This window comes from Catalinimonas alkaloidigena, assembly GCF_029504655.1.
Classification (GTDB): Bacteria; Bacteroidota; Bacteroidia; order Cytophagales; family Cyclobacteriaceae; genus Catalinimonas; species Catalinimonas alkaloidigena.
In genome coordinates this window covers 7,370,097-7,386,736 of sequence record NZ_JAQFIL010000001.1, presented here as the reverse complement: position 1 = coordinate 7,386,736, position 16,640 = coordinate 7,370,097, and the positions used below count along the sequence as shown (strand labels likewise).

Genomic DNA, 16,640 nt, shown 5'->3' with positions numbered 1-16,640 from the left:
CATATAAAGAAACTTAATTCAAATTGTTTTCTAAGTGCAAGATATGTGCGCCTTCATTTTCCCAAAAGTTTTTGAGCGTATCCGGCACAGGCGTACGGACGAGTACGCAGGAGCCAAGTAGAATATCCTCATCTCCATCCTGGTCGGTATCCGCTACTTCTATGGTAAGCCAACGACCGCTGACTGCCTCAGGGATTTGCATAGCCTGGAAAGCCATGCTAGCTCCCTTTGTAGTGTTTTCCAGGTAAATGGCTCCCGATGCAGCTTCTGACTCAAAATTTCCAAAGTAAGCAATAGCTGCGATATCCAGATCGCCATCCTGGTCAAAGTCACGAGCTACAGCTTCAGTGGCGCCATAATAGGGAAAGAAGTAAGCTTCTTCAGGCATCTCTTCTCCATGGTTAAGAAATATCCTAATGCCATGGTAGGGTTTAAGCGCATAAGAATAGTCTGCATTGTCTCCATTCACATACAGAATATCTTTTAACCCATCTCCGTTGAAATCAGCCAGTTCAAAATAACTAGAGCCATAAACCGGAGGGAAGCGCAACAAAGTCTTTTCCCGATATATATGGGTTTCTTCTTTTTCCAATAACAGTATTCTTTCATCACCCTGTGCCATTAGTACTAATATGTCTTCTAATCCGTCCTGGTTCCAGTCATAAATAATACTTTTGCGAGCTCCTGCCTCTGGGATGAGCGTTTGTTTACTGAAGGGGTTGCCCCCACGGCAAAGAAGCGCAGTGAGCTGGCCAATATCATTTCCATACTCACTTACGATCAAGTCCTCTTCTCCATCTTCATTGAGGTCGTGCGACTGTAAATGCACCGGGCGACGCAGTTCTCCGGCAATAGCTTGCAAGCTGTCATCTAAGGATTTGTACAGCATACCCTTTGCCTGATTAGAAGGGTCCATGATCCCCATGCTTAACACATGGGTATAATCATCAGCCTGCTTGATTCGGCTTATCGGAGGTCCTGCCGTATTCATTTGTTCTATTTGACCATTCTTATGCTCAATTAGCATTTGATTATTCCTCAGTCCTATATAAAGTTGTTCTGATTTTTCATCATAATCCAGCATAGTAATCAGTGATACCGCTTCATTTAGCTTTCGGGGGTGAGCTACAAACTGCTGGCTTTTATTTTGAGGAAAAGAAAGATGACTACTATCATGAGAGGCATTTTTGATATAAAAGGCTTGAATTTTCTCCCAGGCTTCTTCGCTGATTAATGGTTCTTCGGGATAAATACCGGCCTGGTTGACTAGATATTCTTCCATCATATCCAACCCCTGAGTCAGTTCTGAGCGGGATTGCCAGATGCCGAGCCTGTGACCCATACGGGGCAACACGCCATTTTTCCATTGCGCTGCTCCCAATAACTGAGGCTCAGGAAACTGATGACATTGCTGACAGTAGGTATAAGATAACTGCTTGCCACTCAGGTTAGAAAGGCTATCTAAAGGAGGAAACTCGGGAACAGGGGCTTGCCGGACAACCGTGATTTCCTTTACTCCCTCCTGGCAAGCTATTAAAAATATTAAGCTTAATATCAATAAAGATGCTTTCATCAACCTTCCGGCTCCAGATTTAAGGTTCTGCTTTCTCCCTTAAAATTATGGATGGTTAGTGAAATGATATTTGAACTCAGCTTAAGCTTACGTGTAGATTGAGATAAATAGCCTGAACCATAATGAAACTCTATTCTACATATATCACCATTTATCATTTCAGCTTCAGCCCAGGCATCCATAGGTTCCAATGCCACTATCGGGCTTTTATTGATTTGCCTTTCATTCATTATTATCAGGCTGTCCTGATTTTGGGTAGTCAGGTAAACACTTTCACCATCTTTTCCTCTTAGTTCTGCCAGCGCCTTGGCATCACCGGCTATGTACCAGCCACTTTGCATGAGCTCAACTGCTTTAAAGTTACCCTGACCATCTCCTTTAAGATACAGTCCTTTCAATGCATCGTACCTACCAATGGCTACTTCTGTTCCATAATCATTCCCTACGGCTAGTATATCCAGAAAGCCATCCTCATCCACATCATGAGCCAGCATACCATAAAGTGGAGAAATTTGGGCTTCCTTGGGCAAAGGCTTTATACTGAACTTGCCTCCGCCCTGGTTTTCAATATAGCTACTCTCCATGTGGGTAGCATGGTAAATTAATGCTCCTTCCAATTGTTCAGCTGTAAACACACTGTCAATGGTTGCCCTCCCATAATCTTTGTAAAAAGGAAATTTCCTCTTCATGGCTACCATCTGAGAAATCATATCATCGCGGCTGTGCACGGGATAGGGTTTGGCGACGCCTTCCTGGTTTTTAGTGTACTTTACCAGTATTGCATCATATCCACTGTTGTTATCAAAGTCTTTGGCGTATATTGATAGGGGCTGCTCTTCAGAAGCCTGGTTGGGTGTGTTTAAACCTAAGTTTCCTGCCACGTAGTCAGTATCTCCATCATTGTCAAAATCTCCGGAAGTGAGACTGTTCCACCAGCCTACCTTATTACTGATGCCACTTTGAGCTGTCACATTTTCAAAACTCTCTCCATTGTTCTTGAGGAAAGTGAGCGGCTGCCATTCCGCAGCAATGAGTAGGTCCACGCTTCCATCGGCATCAAAGTCGGTCCAGAGCGCATCGCTTACTAAGCCAAAATCTATTAGCGCAGGGCTTATATCCTGAGTGACGTCACTGAACTTCCCACCATCATTTCGTAAAATATAGCTACTTACAGGCTTAGGGTATTGCCCGGGCCAGACTCTTCCACCCACAAATAGATCCAGATCGCCATCTCGGTCGTAGTCTGCTGCCTTAACACACGAACCGCTAATTGTAAATTCTGGTAATGCTTCAGTATTCAAAGTCATTTTTCCATTACCATCATTTATATACAGGCGATCCTGATTAGCTTCTGGTTTATTGACATGCTCATAACTCCCACTGACAACGTATAAATCCTGATCGCCATCATTATCAGCGTCAAAGAATAATGCTCCCATATCTTCTTCTGTCATTGCACCCTTTTTGATATTTTCAGGCTTTTCAAATTTTCCCTGAGCAGTTTGTAAAAACAGGCTGCTTTCTTTCCCGGCTGAACCACCGATATAGAAGTCGTCCAGTCCATCTCCATTTACATCCGCGACCGCTACACCAGGTCCTAGTTGGGTTAACTTATGCGGCAAAGTACGTTGAAGGTTGAAATCTATACGGTCTTCCTCATCATGAAAATAACTGACTCCATATATTGAATTTGCCTTCCTAAATATAGCGTTGGTAGCACTGAGCTGAAGCTCCTGATTAATATCCGGTGATATTATGTCTGAAGCTTCTCCGTGCTTTAGGGTAATCAGTTGATCTGCCTTTACATTTTCTAATAACTGATACTTACCATCCGGCCAAAATATTTGTACAGAGTCAATAGCTTCATAAGCACCTAAACCGAAATGTGCCACATTTTCCATCGTAGACAGGTATCCTCGGTAGAGGGCATTTTCAAAAAATTGCCTTTTCCCATCTCCGTAGTGGATGCTCACCTTTGTCCCCACTGCTCCCGCGTTGGAAGCAGGGCCTTCCACTTTTATTCTCAGATAATGGTTCGCTGAATTGGCCTGGGCATTGTAGAGGGTGTTTTGATAGACAAAGGCACTGTCGTTGATATTATTCACGACAAAGTCCAGGTCTCCGTCATTGTCCAGGTCAGCATAGGCAGCACCATTAGAGAAGGAAGGCTGGTCCAGTCCCCAATCTGCTGTCACATCAGAAAAGGTGAGTTGCTGCTGTCCCTCGTTAGCTCCATTATTTTGATAAGCATAATTAGATATTTTTACGACCGGAATCAGATTATTCATATACATATTTCCGGCTACTGCTCCGGCTGGACCACTTCGGTAGGAGGCAAAATCCCTGTCTGTCACATCCTTAGGAAAGCCGTTGGTAACAATCAGATCTTTGAAACCGTCATTATCAAAATCAGCTACCAGCGGCGTCCAACTCCAATCTGTTTGGTAGATTCCGGCCATATGTCCTATCTCGCTGAATACCGGATGACCGGATTCTGAGTTTCCATCAGGCACAAAGCCTCTATTGAGCTGCATCGTATTCCGTACATATTGATGCTGAAAACCAAATCTGTCATTGTTAATATAGGTGGTGTAATTATTTGGCCCAGCCATCTGCTTCTTCCTTTCGTTGGTTTCGGGTAGCATGTCCAAGGCTATAATATCTACCAAGCCATCATTATTAAAATCTACCACATCTGAACCCATAGCCGAATAGCTCTGATGGTTGAGATAGTCCGCTACGCGGTTGGTAAATGTGACTTTTCCGTCCGGACCCTCCCCGTTGTTGATGTAGAGCAGATCATTGCTAAGGTAATCATTGGTAATGTAGATATCAGGCCAGCCATCCAGATTGATATCGGATACTGTAATACCTAAGCCAAAACCTTCTATCATTATTCCTGCTTCTTTACTAACATCGGTAAACACCGGGTGTCCACCCTGGGGATTTCCATCCTGGGGATGCCCCTCTGTCCCTTTACCTTCGTTACGATACAAGCGGTCGGTGTTGATGGCGGAACCATCAGTAATTTTAGGGCGATAGCTACTGGGCAGGCGAGCATCCAAGACATTAGTTAGCAGATAAAGGTCCAGGTCACCATCCAGGTCATAATCAAAAAAAGCTGCCTGGGTAGTATTTCCGGTATCCGCTATGCCATAGGCTTCTGCTGACTCACTGAATACCGGCACTCCATTTTCATTAAGTCCGTTGTTAATGTAAAGCAGATTTTTTCTACTTAATGTATCTTTTCTAAGTGTTGCTGATACATACACGTCCAGCCAACCATCTTCATTGATATCTACTACTGATACTCCTGAGCACCACCTGCTTTTTCCTTCAATACCTGCCTCCTGGCTAACTTCCTGAAAGTTCATTTCCCCTTTATTCAAATAAAGGGCATTAGAAACCATGTTTCCGGAGAAGAAGATATCCTCCAGTCCATCGTTATTGAAATCGCCGATGCCTACGCCACCCCCATTATAGATATACTCTTCTTTGAGGATATTTAAAGTATCATTCTCTATAATTCTGTTTGAGAAATGAATGTTAGTCTCATCGGGAGGAAGCAGATCAAATAATGTTGGTTCTTTGTCTTTACATGCTGAAACCAACAGTATACCTGCCGATATGCAAAAGAGTTTGTTGACTAATTTCATTGATCAAGAAATATTTATTCGCTGTTGCCTGAGGGTAAGTTTGCACTTCACTTCATCACAGATTCTTTCCCAATTTACTAACCTAATTTACGCTGAGCTTATTGCCTCATTAGTTGAAAAGGCAAGACAAATATACGTAAGTATTTAGAGCGACAAAACAATGCTTGCAAAACCAACTTCATAGACTGATATCGTTTTTACAGGCTACTGTGTACTACTAGAGACCAAAAAAAGCTCAGTACATATCTAAAAAAATAAGTCAGGACTAAGCCTGACTTATTTTAGTATATGCAAGTTGTTTTATAATTAGTTATATCCAGGATTCTGAGTCAAGACACTATTCTGGCCGTCTGACCCTTCTGCTTGTTGTCTATCTCTCTCTGTCTGAGGAATAGGAAGATATTCATCCTGGTTGGGAGTAAATTCTGCTCCTCCAAGGTTAGTTTGCAATCTGCTTCCCTCATAATCCAGGTATGCGTCCAAGACTGAGTCAGCTATACCCCCAGCGTACCAAGTCAAAAGAGCGTACACCTTCCAGTGCTAATTCGAGTTTTCTTTCAAAGCGTACAGCAGCGCGAGCTTCTTCCTGGCTTCCCCAAGGAGTATCATAGGTTGCAATGACATAATTTGCTTCCGGCTCACCTGTTTCAGGATTTATCACAACGCTGTTACCCGCTCTTTCTCTGACCATATTTACGTATTCACGTGCTTTCTCCAGACTACCAGCTTCTATCTCAGCTTCAGCAGCCATGAGCAATACATCTGCAAAGCGCATGATCATGAAATTGATAGAGTGGTAACCGGGAGTCCAAGAACTTCCGTCCTGATAGGTTCCCTTATCAGCTTCATAATAGGAGTATTTTTTCTGCGTATAAGGCCCCGCAAAACCCTGGTCACGAATCCACGCATCACCAGGATGCTCCTGCCAATCTAAAAACTGGATACCACGGCGCCCTATGCTATGATCCAGACGAGGATCCAGAGGGCCCTGATCTTCTGTAAACGGCTCCGATGACAATATTCCGTAGTCATCATTCACTGCATTCGCAGGGGCATTATAAGAACCATCCAATAAAGGTAGACCACTGGCGGTAGTGCGATATGAGTTTACTAACTCAAAGCTAGGCTGGAAAAAGCCGCAGCACTCTCCCGGACCAGCAGGACCGGTATTGTAGGGATAGTTCATCGCAATCTCATGATTGGTATTATTGATATCCCCGGTATTGGCTGCCGCCTGGAAAGCAAATACTGTTTCTTTATGGTTTTCATTCGGTCCTTTGAAGACATCTTCAAAGTTTTCTACTAAACCGTACTTCAAACCATTAGAAGTTTGTCCATTCGCAATAATATCGTCAAATAGCGTTTTAGCTTCTGCAAATTTATCCTGATACAGATATGTTCTGGCAAGGAAAGCAGCAGCCGCCCACTTATTTGCTCTTCCTACTTCGCTTTGAGTTTCAGGAAGGTTATTCATGGCAAACTGGAATTCAGCCTCGATATTGGGCCAGATCTCCGCGGTATTAGGTACTAATGCTGCTTCAGCATCGGTCATGGTCTCATCTATCCACGGAACATTGAGGAACAATCTTCTAAGTTCAAAGTAATAAAGACCTCTCAGAAATCTTGCTTCCGCTTCAAGCGCAGCTTTAGCATCATCGGCAAGGCCTTCAAAAGAGGCAAGGTTACTTAGAAAGATATTCGCGCGGGAGATACCTTCATAGCTACCATTCCACTTGTTTGTTCCCAACTGATCACTGGGCGTTTGCTCAAAGCGGGCATAAGGAATGATCGTGTTAAAGTCACCCGCATCCGAACCTTTATTAGCATCTCCCCCACGAATGCTTCCCCACAGCCAGTTGGCTTGTCCACTAAACCAGCCCAGGTTGGTATCTCCATTCAATGCAGCGTACACCCCAATCAAAAGCCCGTTAAGGCCATCTTCCGTCAGCAGCTGAGGACCGGACACCTGCCCGGTAACGGGAACATCCAGAAACTCATCTTCATTACAAGCAATGGCGCTTAAGAGCACACCAAAGATTGTAAGATAGGTAATCTTCTTTCTTAATATATTTTTCATAATTATTTCTTTTTACTCCTGATAGATTAAAATCCTAAATTAACCCCTACATTAAAACCACGTGTCACAGGAGGGTTTCCTATATCAAGCCCAAAGTTGGTATCAGCCTGACCACCTACTCCAGGATCTAAGCCTGAATAATTGGTAATGGTAAACAAATTAGTAGCCTGTACATATAACCTTAATCTATCAATCCCGATAGGCTCCAACATATAGTCAGGGAAATTATACCCAATTTGTAGGTTGGTTAACCTCGCATAGCTTCCATCTTCTACAAAATAGGAGTTAGACTGTGTGTTGGTACTGAAGTTAGATACGTTTTCGTAAATCGGCACAGTATTCCCACCGTTTCCTCCTAGCTCCTGAGGAACAAATGAATCTTTAACATTAACGCCTTTAGCAGCACCAGTAAAAGAAGGATAGAAATCGGTAAACCACTTGGCAAAATGGTAATTCTCAAATCCGGCAGACACATAGAGATAAGTCTCAAAATCCCAGTTTCTGTAATTTACCTTTAAGTTCAGACCGCCAGTAAAGTCAGGAACCGGATCTCCCAGATAAGTTCTGTCATCAGGCGTAATTACGCCATCACCGTTGGTGTCTTCGTATCTGAAACGGCCTACACCTTTTCCTAATTGCTCAGGAGAGTTGTCTACTTCTTCCTGATTTTGGTAAAGGCCAACCACATTATAGCCAAAATAAGATGACATAGGCTGTCCGGGTTGGTTACGTACTACATTACCGAAGCGCGTACCTCCACCTTCAAAGAAAGGCACATTAGGAGCAATGGCAACAATCTCATTTCTCAGGAAGCCTGCATTAGCGGTTACTTCAAAATTTAGGTCAGACACAGGTGTAAAGCGGCTAATTACCTGAAGGTCAATTCCCTCATTTCTCATGTCTGCGATATTTACCGCTGGCGCACTTGCTTGTGGGCCGGTTACTGCCGGTAAAGGCAATTGATACAGAAGGTCCTCAGTATCTTTTCTCCAGATATCCAATACCAAATCCAGGCTACCACCAAAGAAGGAACCGTCAAAACCAATATTTGAGGTCACGGCTGTTTCCCATCTTGCTTCAGGGTTTCCTACACGACTACGGTAGAAACCTTCTGCCACGCTACCGTTAGAACCACCAATATCGTAGAATGAACGACCTAAGCCTGCAGCAAAAAGGCTGAACTGGTTATTAGGGTCAACATTATTTGAGTTACCCATTTCACCCCATCCACCACGGATTTTCAGGTCATCAATAAAGGTTACACCTGACATAAAGCTCTCCTCAGAGATTCTCCATGCAGCAGAAAAGGCAGGGAATACACCAAAACGACTTTCTTCACCAAAACGTGAAGAGCCATCTCTTCTGATTACCCCATTCACAATATATTTATCATCATAAATATATTTAGCACTACCGAAGTAGGAGAAGAATCTGACACCTCTGATATAAGTACTGTTCACCTGACGGTTAGAAGTATTTGACAGTGTAATATAGTTAGGGTCAGAGAAAGAAGGGTTCTGTCCTGAACCACCCATGAATCTGCCGGTACCAGTATCTAATGCCTCCACACCCCCTAATAAATTAAAGGTATGGCGGTTAATAGTCTTCTCATATCTTAGCGTATTGGTAAATGTCCAGTTAAGGAATGCACTGGCGTTTTCACCATAGTTAAAAGTAGAGTTGTTCTCTGAGTTTTCGTATTGGGGCGGTCCATAGAAGTTACTATACGAATTGCTATATCCCCCACCTAAACTACTTCTAAAGGTAAGATCTTCCAGAATATCTATCTCCGCGTAAACATTACCAAAGCCAAGTATACTATAGCCTGAGTTATCTTTAATTCTCTGGCGGTTAGCTACCGGGTTACGGGGATTATTAAAGCCTGAAGCCGCTGTACCTGCGTATCCACCATACTCATCATACACCGGAATAATAGCGGGCATACGGAAAGCCTGAAGAAAATCATTTTCTGAGTTAGCCGCTCCGCGTCCACCATCTCCACCGGTGAGGCCGAGTACTGAATAATAAGTAGCCTGAATATTCTCACCTATTCGTATTCTATCTGTCAAATTATGTTCAGAGTTTACTCTGAATGTATAACGGCGCAGTCTTTGGTTCAACAAAATACCTTCCTGATCTTGTAAACCTAAGCTTATGTAATATGCACTTCTTTCTGTTCCTCCTGAAAACCCTAAAGTATGTCTGTTCAACATAGCAGGCCTGGTAATTTCATCCCACCAGTTCGTGCCTTGCTGATTTGCTCTTACCACCTGGTAAATAGGACCCGCAGCAGGATCAATATTATAATTAGCCCTTTCCGCTTCCAGATCAACACTTCCTATTACACCACTTGCTCCACCTACATTGATATAATCAGGCAGGATAGGATTAGGACCAGTACCATATTGAGGATGATCAAAAGTAGGATTCTCGTCTAATTGCCAGGCGGTATTGCGGAAAGCCTGCCAGGTCCAGTCTGCTTCTTCCTGAGGGCTCAGAATATTTTCTACTTTGCCTGGTTGTGTAACGCCAGTAACACCATTATATGTAACTTTGAAGCTTCCATCTTTCTTACCTTTCTTAGTAGTATATACAATCACACCCCCTGCTGCTCTTGCTCCATATATGGAGGCAGCCGCAGCATCTTTAAGCACTGTAGTTGACTCAATATCGTCAGGCTGTAAAAACTGTGTATTATCTACTGGAACCCCGTCCACAATATAGAGTGGCTCGTTACCTCCAAATGATCCGAATCCACGAACACGTACGATACTGGTTGTGCCCGGCTGTCCGTTAGTAATTACGGTTACACCAGATACACGACCCTGTAACTGCTGCTCTACGTTTCCGGAAGGCACAGCCTGTAGTTGTTCGGCCTCTACGGTAGTTACTGCACCTGTTACATCCTTACGCTCTTCCGTTGAATAACCTGTTACTACGATTTCGCTTAGCGCCTGTACATCAGGTAGCATTGCCAAATCAATTGTGTTTTGGTTTCCAATATTTACCTCTTCGCTCGAGTAGCCTATTGAGCTAAAAACCAAGACGGCTGCATCGCTTGGTACTGAAAGTCTGTATTGCCCTTCAATATCAGTCACAGTACCTTGTGTAGTACCTTTTACTAATACGTTTACTCCAGGCAGGGCTTCACCTGTTTCTCCGTCGGTTACTGTCCCTGATACTGTTTTCTCTTGCGCATACAGTAATGTACTTACTGCGACACTCAAAAACATGGTCAGGAGCAACCTAAAACCAGTAGAAATTCTCATCATAGTGCGTTTTAGTTATTGACGATTGATAAAACTTTATAATTGACTAATTAGTCCATATTCAATGAAAGAGATATTTGCTTATAGCTTTAAATATTTTTATTCAACTTTTATGAAAAAAAATTAAAATTAGCCGTTTCTCATTACAAATAAACCAACCACATAAGCATTACTATACCTCTACATAATTTTAATCCTAACAGTAATATTAATGAAAGAATTATATTATGACAATAAAAATAAGAGCTATTTTAATCATTTTTGTAATTCTGAAAATTTTTAGAAATAACAGTTTTACGAAAACTTTTAAACCTATTGGCTTTCTTACATTAGGCAATGCAAAAAAAAAGCAGCCTTTTCGGCTGCTTGAACGTTGTGTGTATGTTAATACATTTCACTCCTTAAGTTTTGAGCATGTAGAACGGTGACATTTTGTATTGACCTAATTCTTGATCATACTATTTTTATAAACTATAGGAGAATGAATTTTTTATGTCGCAGCTTCGGCAGAAGTGACCTCAGTAGGTGTCTTATCTGTTTTCTTTGTGTTTTTCTGCCAGAAGAAAAATATGGTAAATAAGACGATCAATATTCCTGGAAACGCTATCATATTCTGCATAACATCCTGACCGGTAGCTAGCTCTAAAGCATTTCCTGTAAGTCCTTCTCCCACATATTCTGCTCTTGAGCTATCAATCCAGCTTCCGATAATAGGCTGCCAAATCACGGAAGAAAACATGCCAACTCCACCAATAATAGACATACCCAATGCACTACTCAAAGGTACTCTTTGTGCTACTGCTCCTACCATCACCGGCCAGAAATAGCAAATACCAAAGGCATAAATGATCGCTGCCACATAGGCCATAGGGCCTGTAACTATACTAAATAGATAAATTCCTATGGCCGCCAATATTGACCCTCCAAGTAAAACTCCTGTCTGACCGAATTTACCTACTACTGGACCGGCAAAAAATCTTCCGAATGCCATCATACCCGTGGTAAGTGCTAGCAATAACATAGGTTCAGCACCACTACTACTCAACACTATACTCACCCACTGCTGTGGCCCAAACTCTGAGATCGCAGTAAGCGACATGCAGACGATCAAGAAAAGGTAAACCGGGCTTAACATCGCCTTAAAGTTTTCTGTAAGAGAAGTAGCTCCTTCCACTTTGGGCTTAGGAAATGCTTTTCCAAAGAATAAAAAGGCATATATGATTGTAGGTATCATAATGATCCACATCTGAGCTTCCCATCCTAGGCCAAAATCAGTCATAAACTTAGAAATAAGTGATCCTACGACTATACCTCCGGGAAACCACATATGAAAACGATTCAGCATTTTGTTCATTTGAACACCGGAATACATATCCGCAATCATGGGATTACATGCTGCCTCTGTACATCCATTACCAAAACCAATAAATAATGTAGAAACCAACAGCCCTACATAACCACCTGCATAAATGGTTAGTAAAATTCCTAAGGTATGTGCTACAAAAGCAACTGTCATTATATTCTTAGGGCCAAAAGTGTGGTAGAATAGACCTCCAAGAATCATTGAAATGGGAAAACCTAAAAACCACATAGAATTGATAAATCCTAACTGTTCGCCACTAAGGTCAAATTGCTGACCAAGTTCTGGTAATATTCCTGCTCTTATTGAAAAGGTAAAGCCTGTAGTAATGAGCGCAAAGCAACTCCCATAGAATAAGGCTTTTTTGTCTAGGTTCTCGTTCATCAGTTTGTAGTTTTTAGGTTATTTATATAATAGTAATTTATTAAAATTCGTAAAACAATTTAAAAAATGTGTCTAGCATTTAGATTTATTGATAAAATAAAATGCAGTATTCAATAATCAGCAGCATAATTATATCCACTCAAATTCCGGTTGCTGTTCTATATATACCTGCATTCCTGGTTTTTTAAAAAATCTTCACTTTATAAAATCTCGTTATATGATAGTTAATTATGCAAATAGAATTATGATTATGCTTCTTTTTTTACAAAAAAATGAAAATAAATATAAAGCTTATAAAAAGAAATAAAAAGAGGGGGCAAATAATTCACTTTTACTGAAAGCGCACTACCTCTAAGGGCAAAAAAAAAGCCGGACAAAAAGCCCGGCTTTATATAAGAATAAAAAGAGATTAAATAATTAGTTATTTCCTCCGCTATTGGCTGGGGTAGGGGTAATTCCCATCGCCTGTAACACTTTATCGGAAATATCCGCTTCTTCCTGATTTTTCACATACAACAGTATAGGATTACCTGCTACTCCGGAGCTAAATATATGCGTATAACCATTTTGCTCAGCCACTTTATCAATATTAGTCTGTATTTTTTCGTATACAGGTTGAAGCAGTTCATTTTCTTTACGCTGCAATGAAAGCTGAGCTTCCTGCTGGTCCTGCTGAATCTGCTGTTGTAGTTCCTGTAGTTCCTGTTCTTTTGTCTGACGTGCCTGATCAGTCATAGTGGCTGCGCCCTGCTGGTATTCCTGATATTGCTGTTGAAAGCCCTGCATAGTAGCACTAATTTTATTCTGTAATTGACGCTGATAAGCCTGTAATTCTGATTGTATTTGCTTGGCTTCAGGCATTTGTGTTAAGATATAATCAGTATCTACATACGCGATTTTCAAATTATCTTGTGCCTGCGCTCCAACTACAAGCAGGGTTAATATCGCACTTACAAATAGAGTTTTAAGCTTCATTCTAACTTATATTTTTACAATTAATTACTAAACCGATAATACTTTAGCGAATCACATCTTCTTTTTCTCCCAAACCTAATTCATCCAGAACATAGTCTGTATAATCATGAATAGGATCTGTATAAGTCATCACCATATCTCCTGACTTGTCAAATACAATCTGGAGTTTATGTTGATTTGCTACTTTTTCAACTGCTTCAAAAACTTCATCTAGCACTGGCTTAATCAGTTCCTGCTTCTTGAGATACAATAAACCTTCAAATCCAAACACCTTTTGGGTATATTCTTTCAGCTTATTTTCCATTTGATGAATAGTTTCCAGACGCTCTGTTCGCATCTCTTCCGTCAGCAATACCTCCTCAGCTTTAAGCTCACTATACATCTCATCTATCTCCTGCTGCTTAGCCTGAATTTCTTTCTGCCACTCATCCGCTAGCTGATCTATCTGAGTCTGTGCCTCCTGATACTCAGGCATTTTCTCCAGCACAAAATCAGAGTTGTAGTACCCAAACTTCTGAGCATATACCTCATGGGTCTGCAAAGCAGCGCACAAAGTTACTAAAAGTAATGGGAAGCTGAATGTTTTTTTGCATTTAATCACCATAATCTTACATCAAAAGCTGTGCCTGATCAAATTTATTATGCAAATTATCTGATTTGTTGCCCAATACGGAAGTGGAATTCTGGTCCGGGAGGGCGAATTTCTCCACTGGGATAAGTCAATTCATCAAAGCCATATCCCCAGTCAATACCTAATAATCCAAAAGCAGGCATAAATATACGCGCACCTACACCGGCAGATTTATATAAGTCAAAAGGATTGTACTTATTGTAATCGGAGAAATTATTACCTCCTTCTACAAAGCCTAATACATAGATGGTAGCAGATGGGTTAGGCGAAATCAGGTAACGGAGCTCCAATGCATATTTATTGTAAGCAATACCTCCTTCTACACCAGTTTCCGGGTCAACAGGCTCAATTCTGTTATCGGGATAACCTCTTAAGCCAATTAGTTCCTGGGCTACGATAAAGTTTTGCCCAGCCATACCTGCACCTCCCATTGAGAACCTTTCAAAGGGAGAGTTAATACCTGCTCCATAAGACCCAAACAGCCCGAAGTGCATATTCATATTCAGCACCAGATTCTCTGCCAGCGGCATGTAGTACTTGGCATCAAACATCCAGCGGTGATATTCTAAAAACTTATACCGCTCATTGGGTTCCATGGTGCTATAGTCCAGATCCTTAAACCAGGAGTAAGGAGGCGTAAAGCTGGCTTCCAGTGAGATAGATGAGCCACGTCTGGGGAACATAGGGCTATCTATACTATTTCTGGCGATGACATTGGATAAGGAGAAATTATTGAACGTTCCTGAAGATAATCCTATCCCTAAATTATAGTTATAGGTATCGTATTGACGGAACTGCAAAGTGTTGCTTATCGTGAAGAAATCATCCGGCCACTTTACTCTTCTGCCAATACCGATGCTAGCATTTGAAATCTTGATGGATTGCTCAACCGCCCCAGCATAAAAAACCGAAGCTCCTGGATTAGAGATTGTTCTGGAAAGTCCAATGGTGAGGTTATGAGGTTTTCTTCCTCCCAACCAAGGCTCAGAGAATGTTGCTGAATAGCTCTGGAACACACGTCCGCTGGATTGTATCCTAAGTGAGAGCTTTTGCCCATCGCCTACCGGTAGAGGTCTCCAGCGATCAAAATGAGGTATATTTCTAACTGAGAAGTTATTAAACACCAGACCGAGCGTACCTACAAAGCCATAATAGCCTCCCCAACCTCCGGAGAGTTCAATCTGATCACTGGGTCTTTCTACCAGTTTATATTCTATATCTACAGTACCATCCGCCGGGTTAGGGATAGGGTTGATGCCTATCTGCTCAGGATCAAAATAACCTAACTGTGAAAGTTCACGCTGGGTACGAATCAAATCACTACGACTAAACTTTTGTCCGGGAACTGTGCGAATCTCGCGGCGAATAACATGATCATTGGTACGATCATTACCACTAATAATAATTTTACTGATAGTGGCTTGCTCTCCTTCAAAAATACGCATTTCCACATCAATAGAATCATCCTCAATGCTTACTTCCACTGGCTGTACATTAAAGAAAAGATAGCCATTGTCCATATAAAGAGAGCTTACATCAGCACCTGTAGGGTTAAAGTTCAGTCTCTTGTTCAGGTTCTCCAGATCGTATACATCTCCTTTTTCAATTCCCAAGACCCTGGCCAGGGTCTGGTTATCGTATATATAATTACCTGTCCAGATGATATCACGGAAATAGTAACGCTGCCCTTCATTTACTGTAATATCTACATTGATGGTATTTTCACCCGATTTGTAAATACTGTCTGAAACGATTACAGCATCGCGGTATCCTTTTGAGTTATAAAAGTCAATCAGCGCTTTTTTATCGGCTTCATAATCTTCTTCTATAAATTTTGAACCATTGAAGAAATTCAGCTTAACATGTTCATCCAGATACTCTTTAGCATCAGGAAAGCCAATCGGGTCCTGTTGTTTGGTCAAAAAATTAAATGCTTTTGAAGGGGTAAGGTGTACTAATCTGCTTACCAAATCTTCCACCAGTGTGAAACGCACCTTTTCGTTGGTGTTCTTCATCTTTCCTTCCAACTTCTTTTCACTAAAGACCTCGTCTCCTCTGATGTTGATACGTTTGATTTTAACTTTTTCCTTTTTATCTACATCAATGTTAAGGACGACATTGTTGGTAAGCAGTGTATCCAGGTCGCGTGCTACTTCTACTTCAACATTCAAGTATCCTTTATCAATAAAAAACTCTGCTACTGTATTTTTGGCACGATTGATTAGCGCATCATCTACGATTTGTCCGCGGATCAGGGTCAGGTCTTCGGTAATTTCTGTCTCCTGACTGCTGTTAATTCCTGTCAAATTGATTTTACTCAGGCGCGGTTTCTCCGCTAACTCAATCACAAGATGGATTTTATCTCCCTCAATTTTGCTATAGGAAATTTTGATATCTCCGAGAATTTTCTGCTTCCACAGCTTCTTGATAGCATCGCTGATAGCCGGACCGGGCACCATAATGCGGTCACCCACTTCCAGGCCGGACAAAGATATTAAAGCATTTTCATTCAGTACTTTGGCTCCAGCTACTGTAATTTCAGCAATTTCGTATTCCTGAGGTTCAGCGTAATCAACGTCTGAAGTTTGTGCTTGAGGCTGTGACTGAGTTCTTCTTCCTACACCAATCTGAGCACTTACTGTATTCACAGCTACTGTATTGATAGCAATGCATAATATAGTGAGTATTAATAAAGGTAGTTTTTTCATTTGAGTG

The 16,640-nt window shown here is 41.6% G+C and carries 9 protein-coding genes; all 9 read right to left on the bottom strand.

The window, feature by feature from the left end:
* Positions 1 to 13: 13 nt before the first annotated feature.
* Complete coding sequence (locus tag OKW21_RS30035) at positions 14 to 1,573, bottom strand: FG-GAP repeat domain-containing protein (RefSeq protein WP_277486991.1); 1,560 nt, start codon at positions 1,571 to 1,573, stop codon at positions 14 to 16.
* Positions 1,573 to 5,229, bottom strand: a complete 3,657-nt coding sequence (locus OKW21_RS30030) for a VCBS repeat-containing protein (protein ID WP_277486989.1) — start codon at positions 5,227 to 5,229, stop codon at positions 1,573 to 1,575. Before OKW21_RS30030 ends, OKW21_RS30035 begins: the two co-directional genes overlap by 1 nt.
* Positions 5,230 to 5,535: 306 nt before the next feature.
* A complete protein-coding gene (locus OKW21_RS32645) occupies positions 5,536 to 5,712 on the bottom strand; it encodes a hypothetical protein (RefSeq protein ID WP_338130102.1) in 177 nt (58 codons plus the stop codon).
* 7 nt (positions 5,713 to 5,719) lie between these two features.
* A complete protein-coding gene (locus OKW21_RS30025) occupies positions 5,720 to 7,306 on the bottom strand; it encodes a RagB/SusD family nutrient uptake outer membrane protein (protein WP_338130101.1) in 1,587 nt (528 codons plus the stop codon).
* A 26-nt stretch (positions 7,307 to 7,332) separates the two neighbouring features.
* Entirely contained in the window at positions 7,333 to 10,578 is a 3,246-nt protein-coding gene (locus tag OKW21_RS30020; RefSeq protein ID WP_338130100.1) for a SusC/RagA family TonB-linked outer membrane protein, read from the bottom strand.
* Between the two features lie 487 nt (positions 10,579 to 11,065).
* On the bottom strand, positions 11,066 to 12,319 hold the full coding sequence (locus OKW21_RS30015) for an MFS transporter (protein ID WP_277486986.1): 1,254 nt from the start codon (positions 12,317 to 12,319) through the stop codon (positions 11,066 to 11,068).
* A 417-nt stretch (positions 12,320 to 12,736) separates the two neighbouring features.
* Entirely contained in the window at positions 12,737 to 13,294 is a 558-nt protein-coding gene (locus OKW21_RS30010; protein ID WP_277486984.1) for an OmpH/Skp family outer membrane protein, read from the bottom strand.
* Positions 13,295 to 13,337: 43 nt separating this feature from the next.
* Positions 13,338 to 13,847 carry an OmpH/Skp family outer membrane protein gene (locus OKW21_RS30005; RefSeq protein WP_277486981.1) on the bottom strand — a complete coding sequence of 170 codons (510 nt, stop codon included), beginning with the start codon at positions 13,845 to 13,847 and terminating at the stop codon, positions 13,338 to 13,340.
* A gap of 95 nt (positions 13,848 to 13,942) precedes the next feature.
* Positions 13,943 to 16,633, bottom strand: a complete 2,691-nt coding sequence (locus OKW21_RS30000; RefSeq protein ID WP_277486980.1) for a BamA/OMP85 family outer membrane protein — start codon at positions 16,631 to 16,633, stop codon at positions 13,943 to 13,945.
* Positions 16,634 to 16,640: the final 7 nt, after the last annotated feature.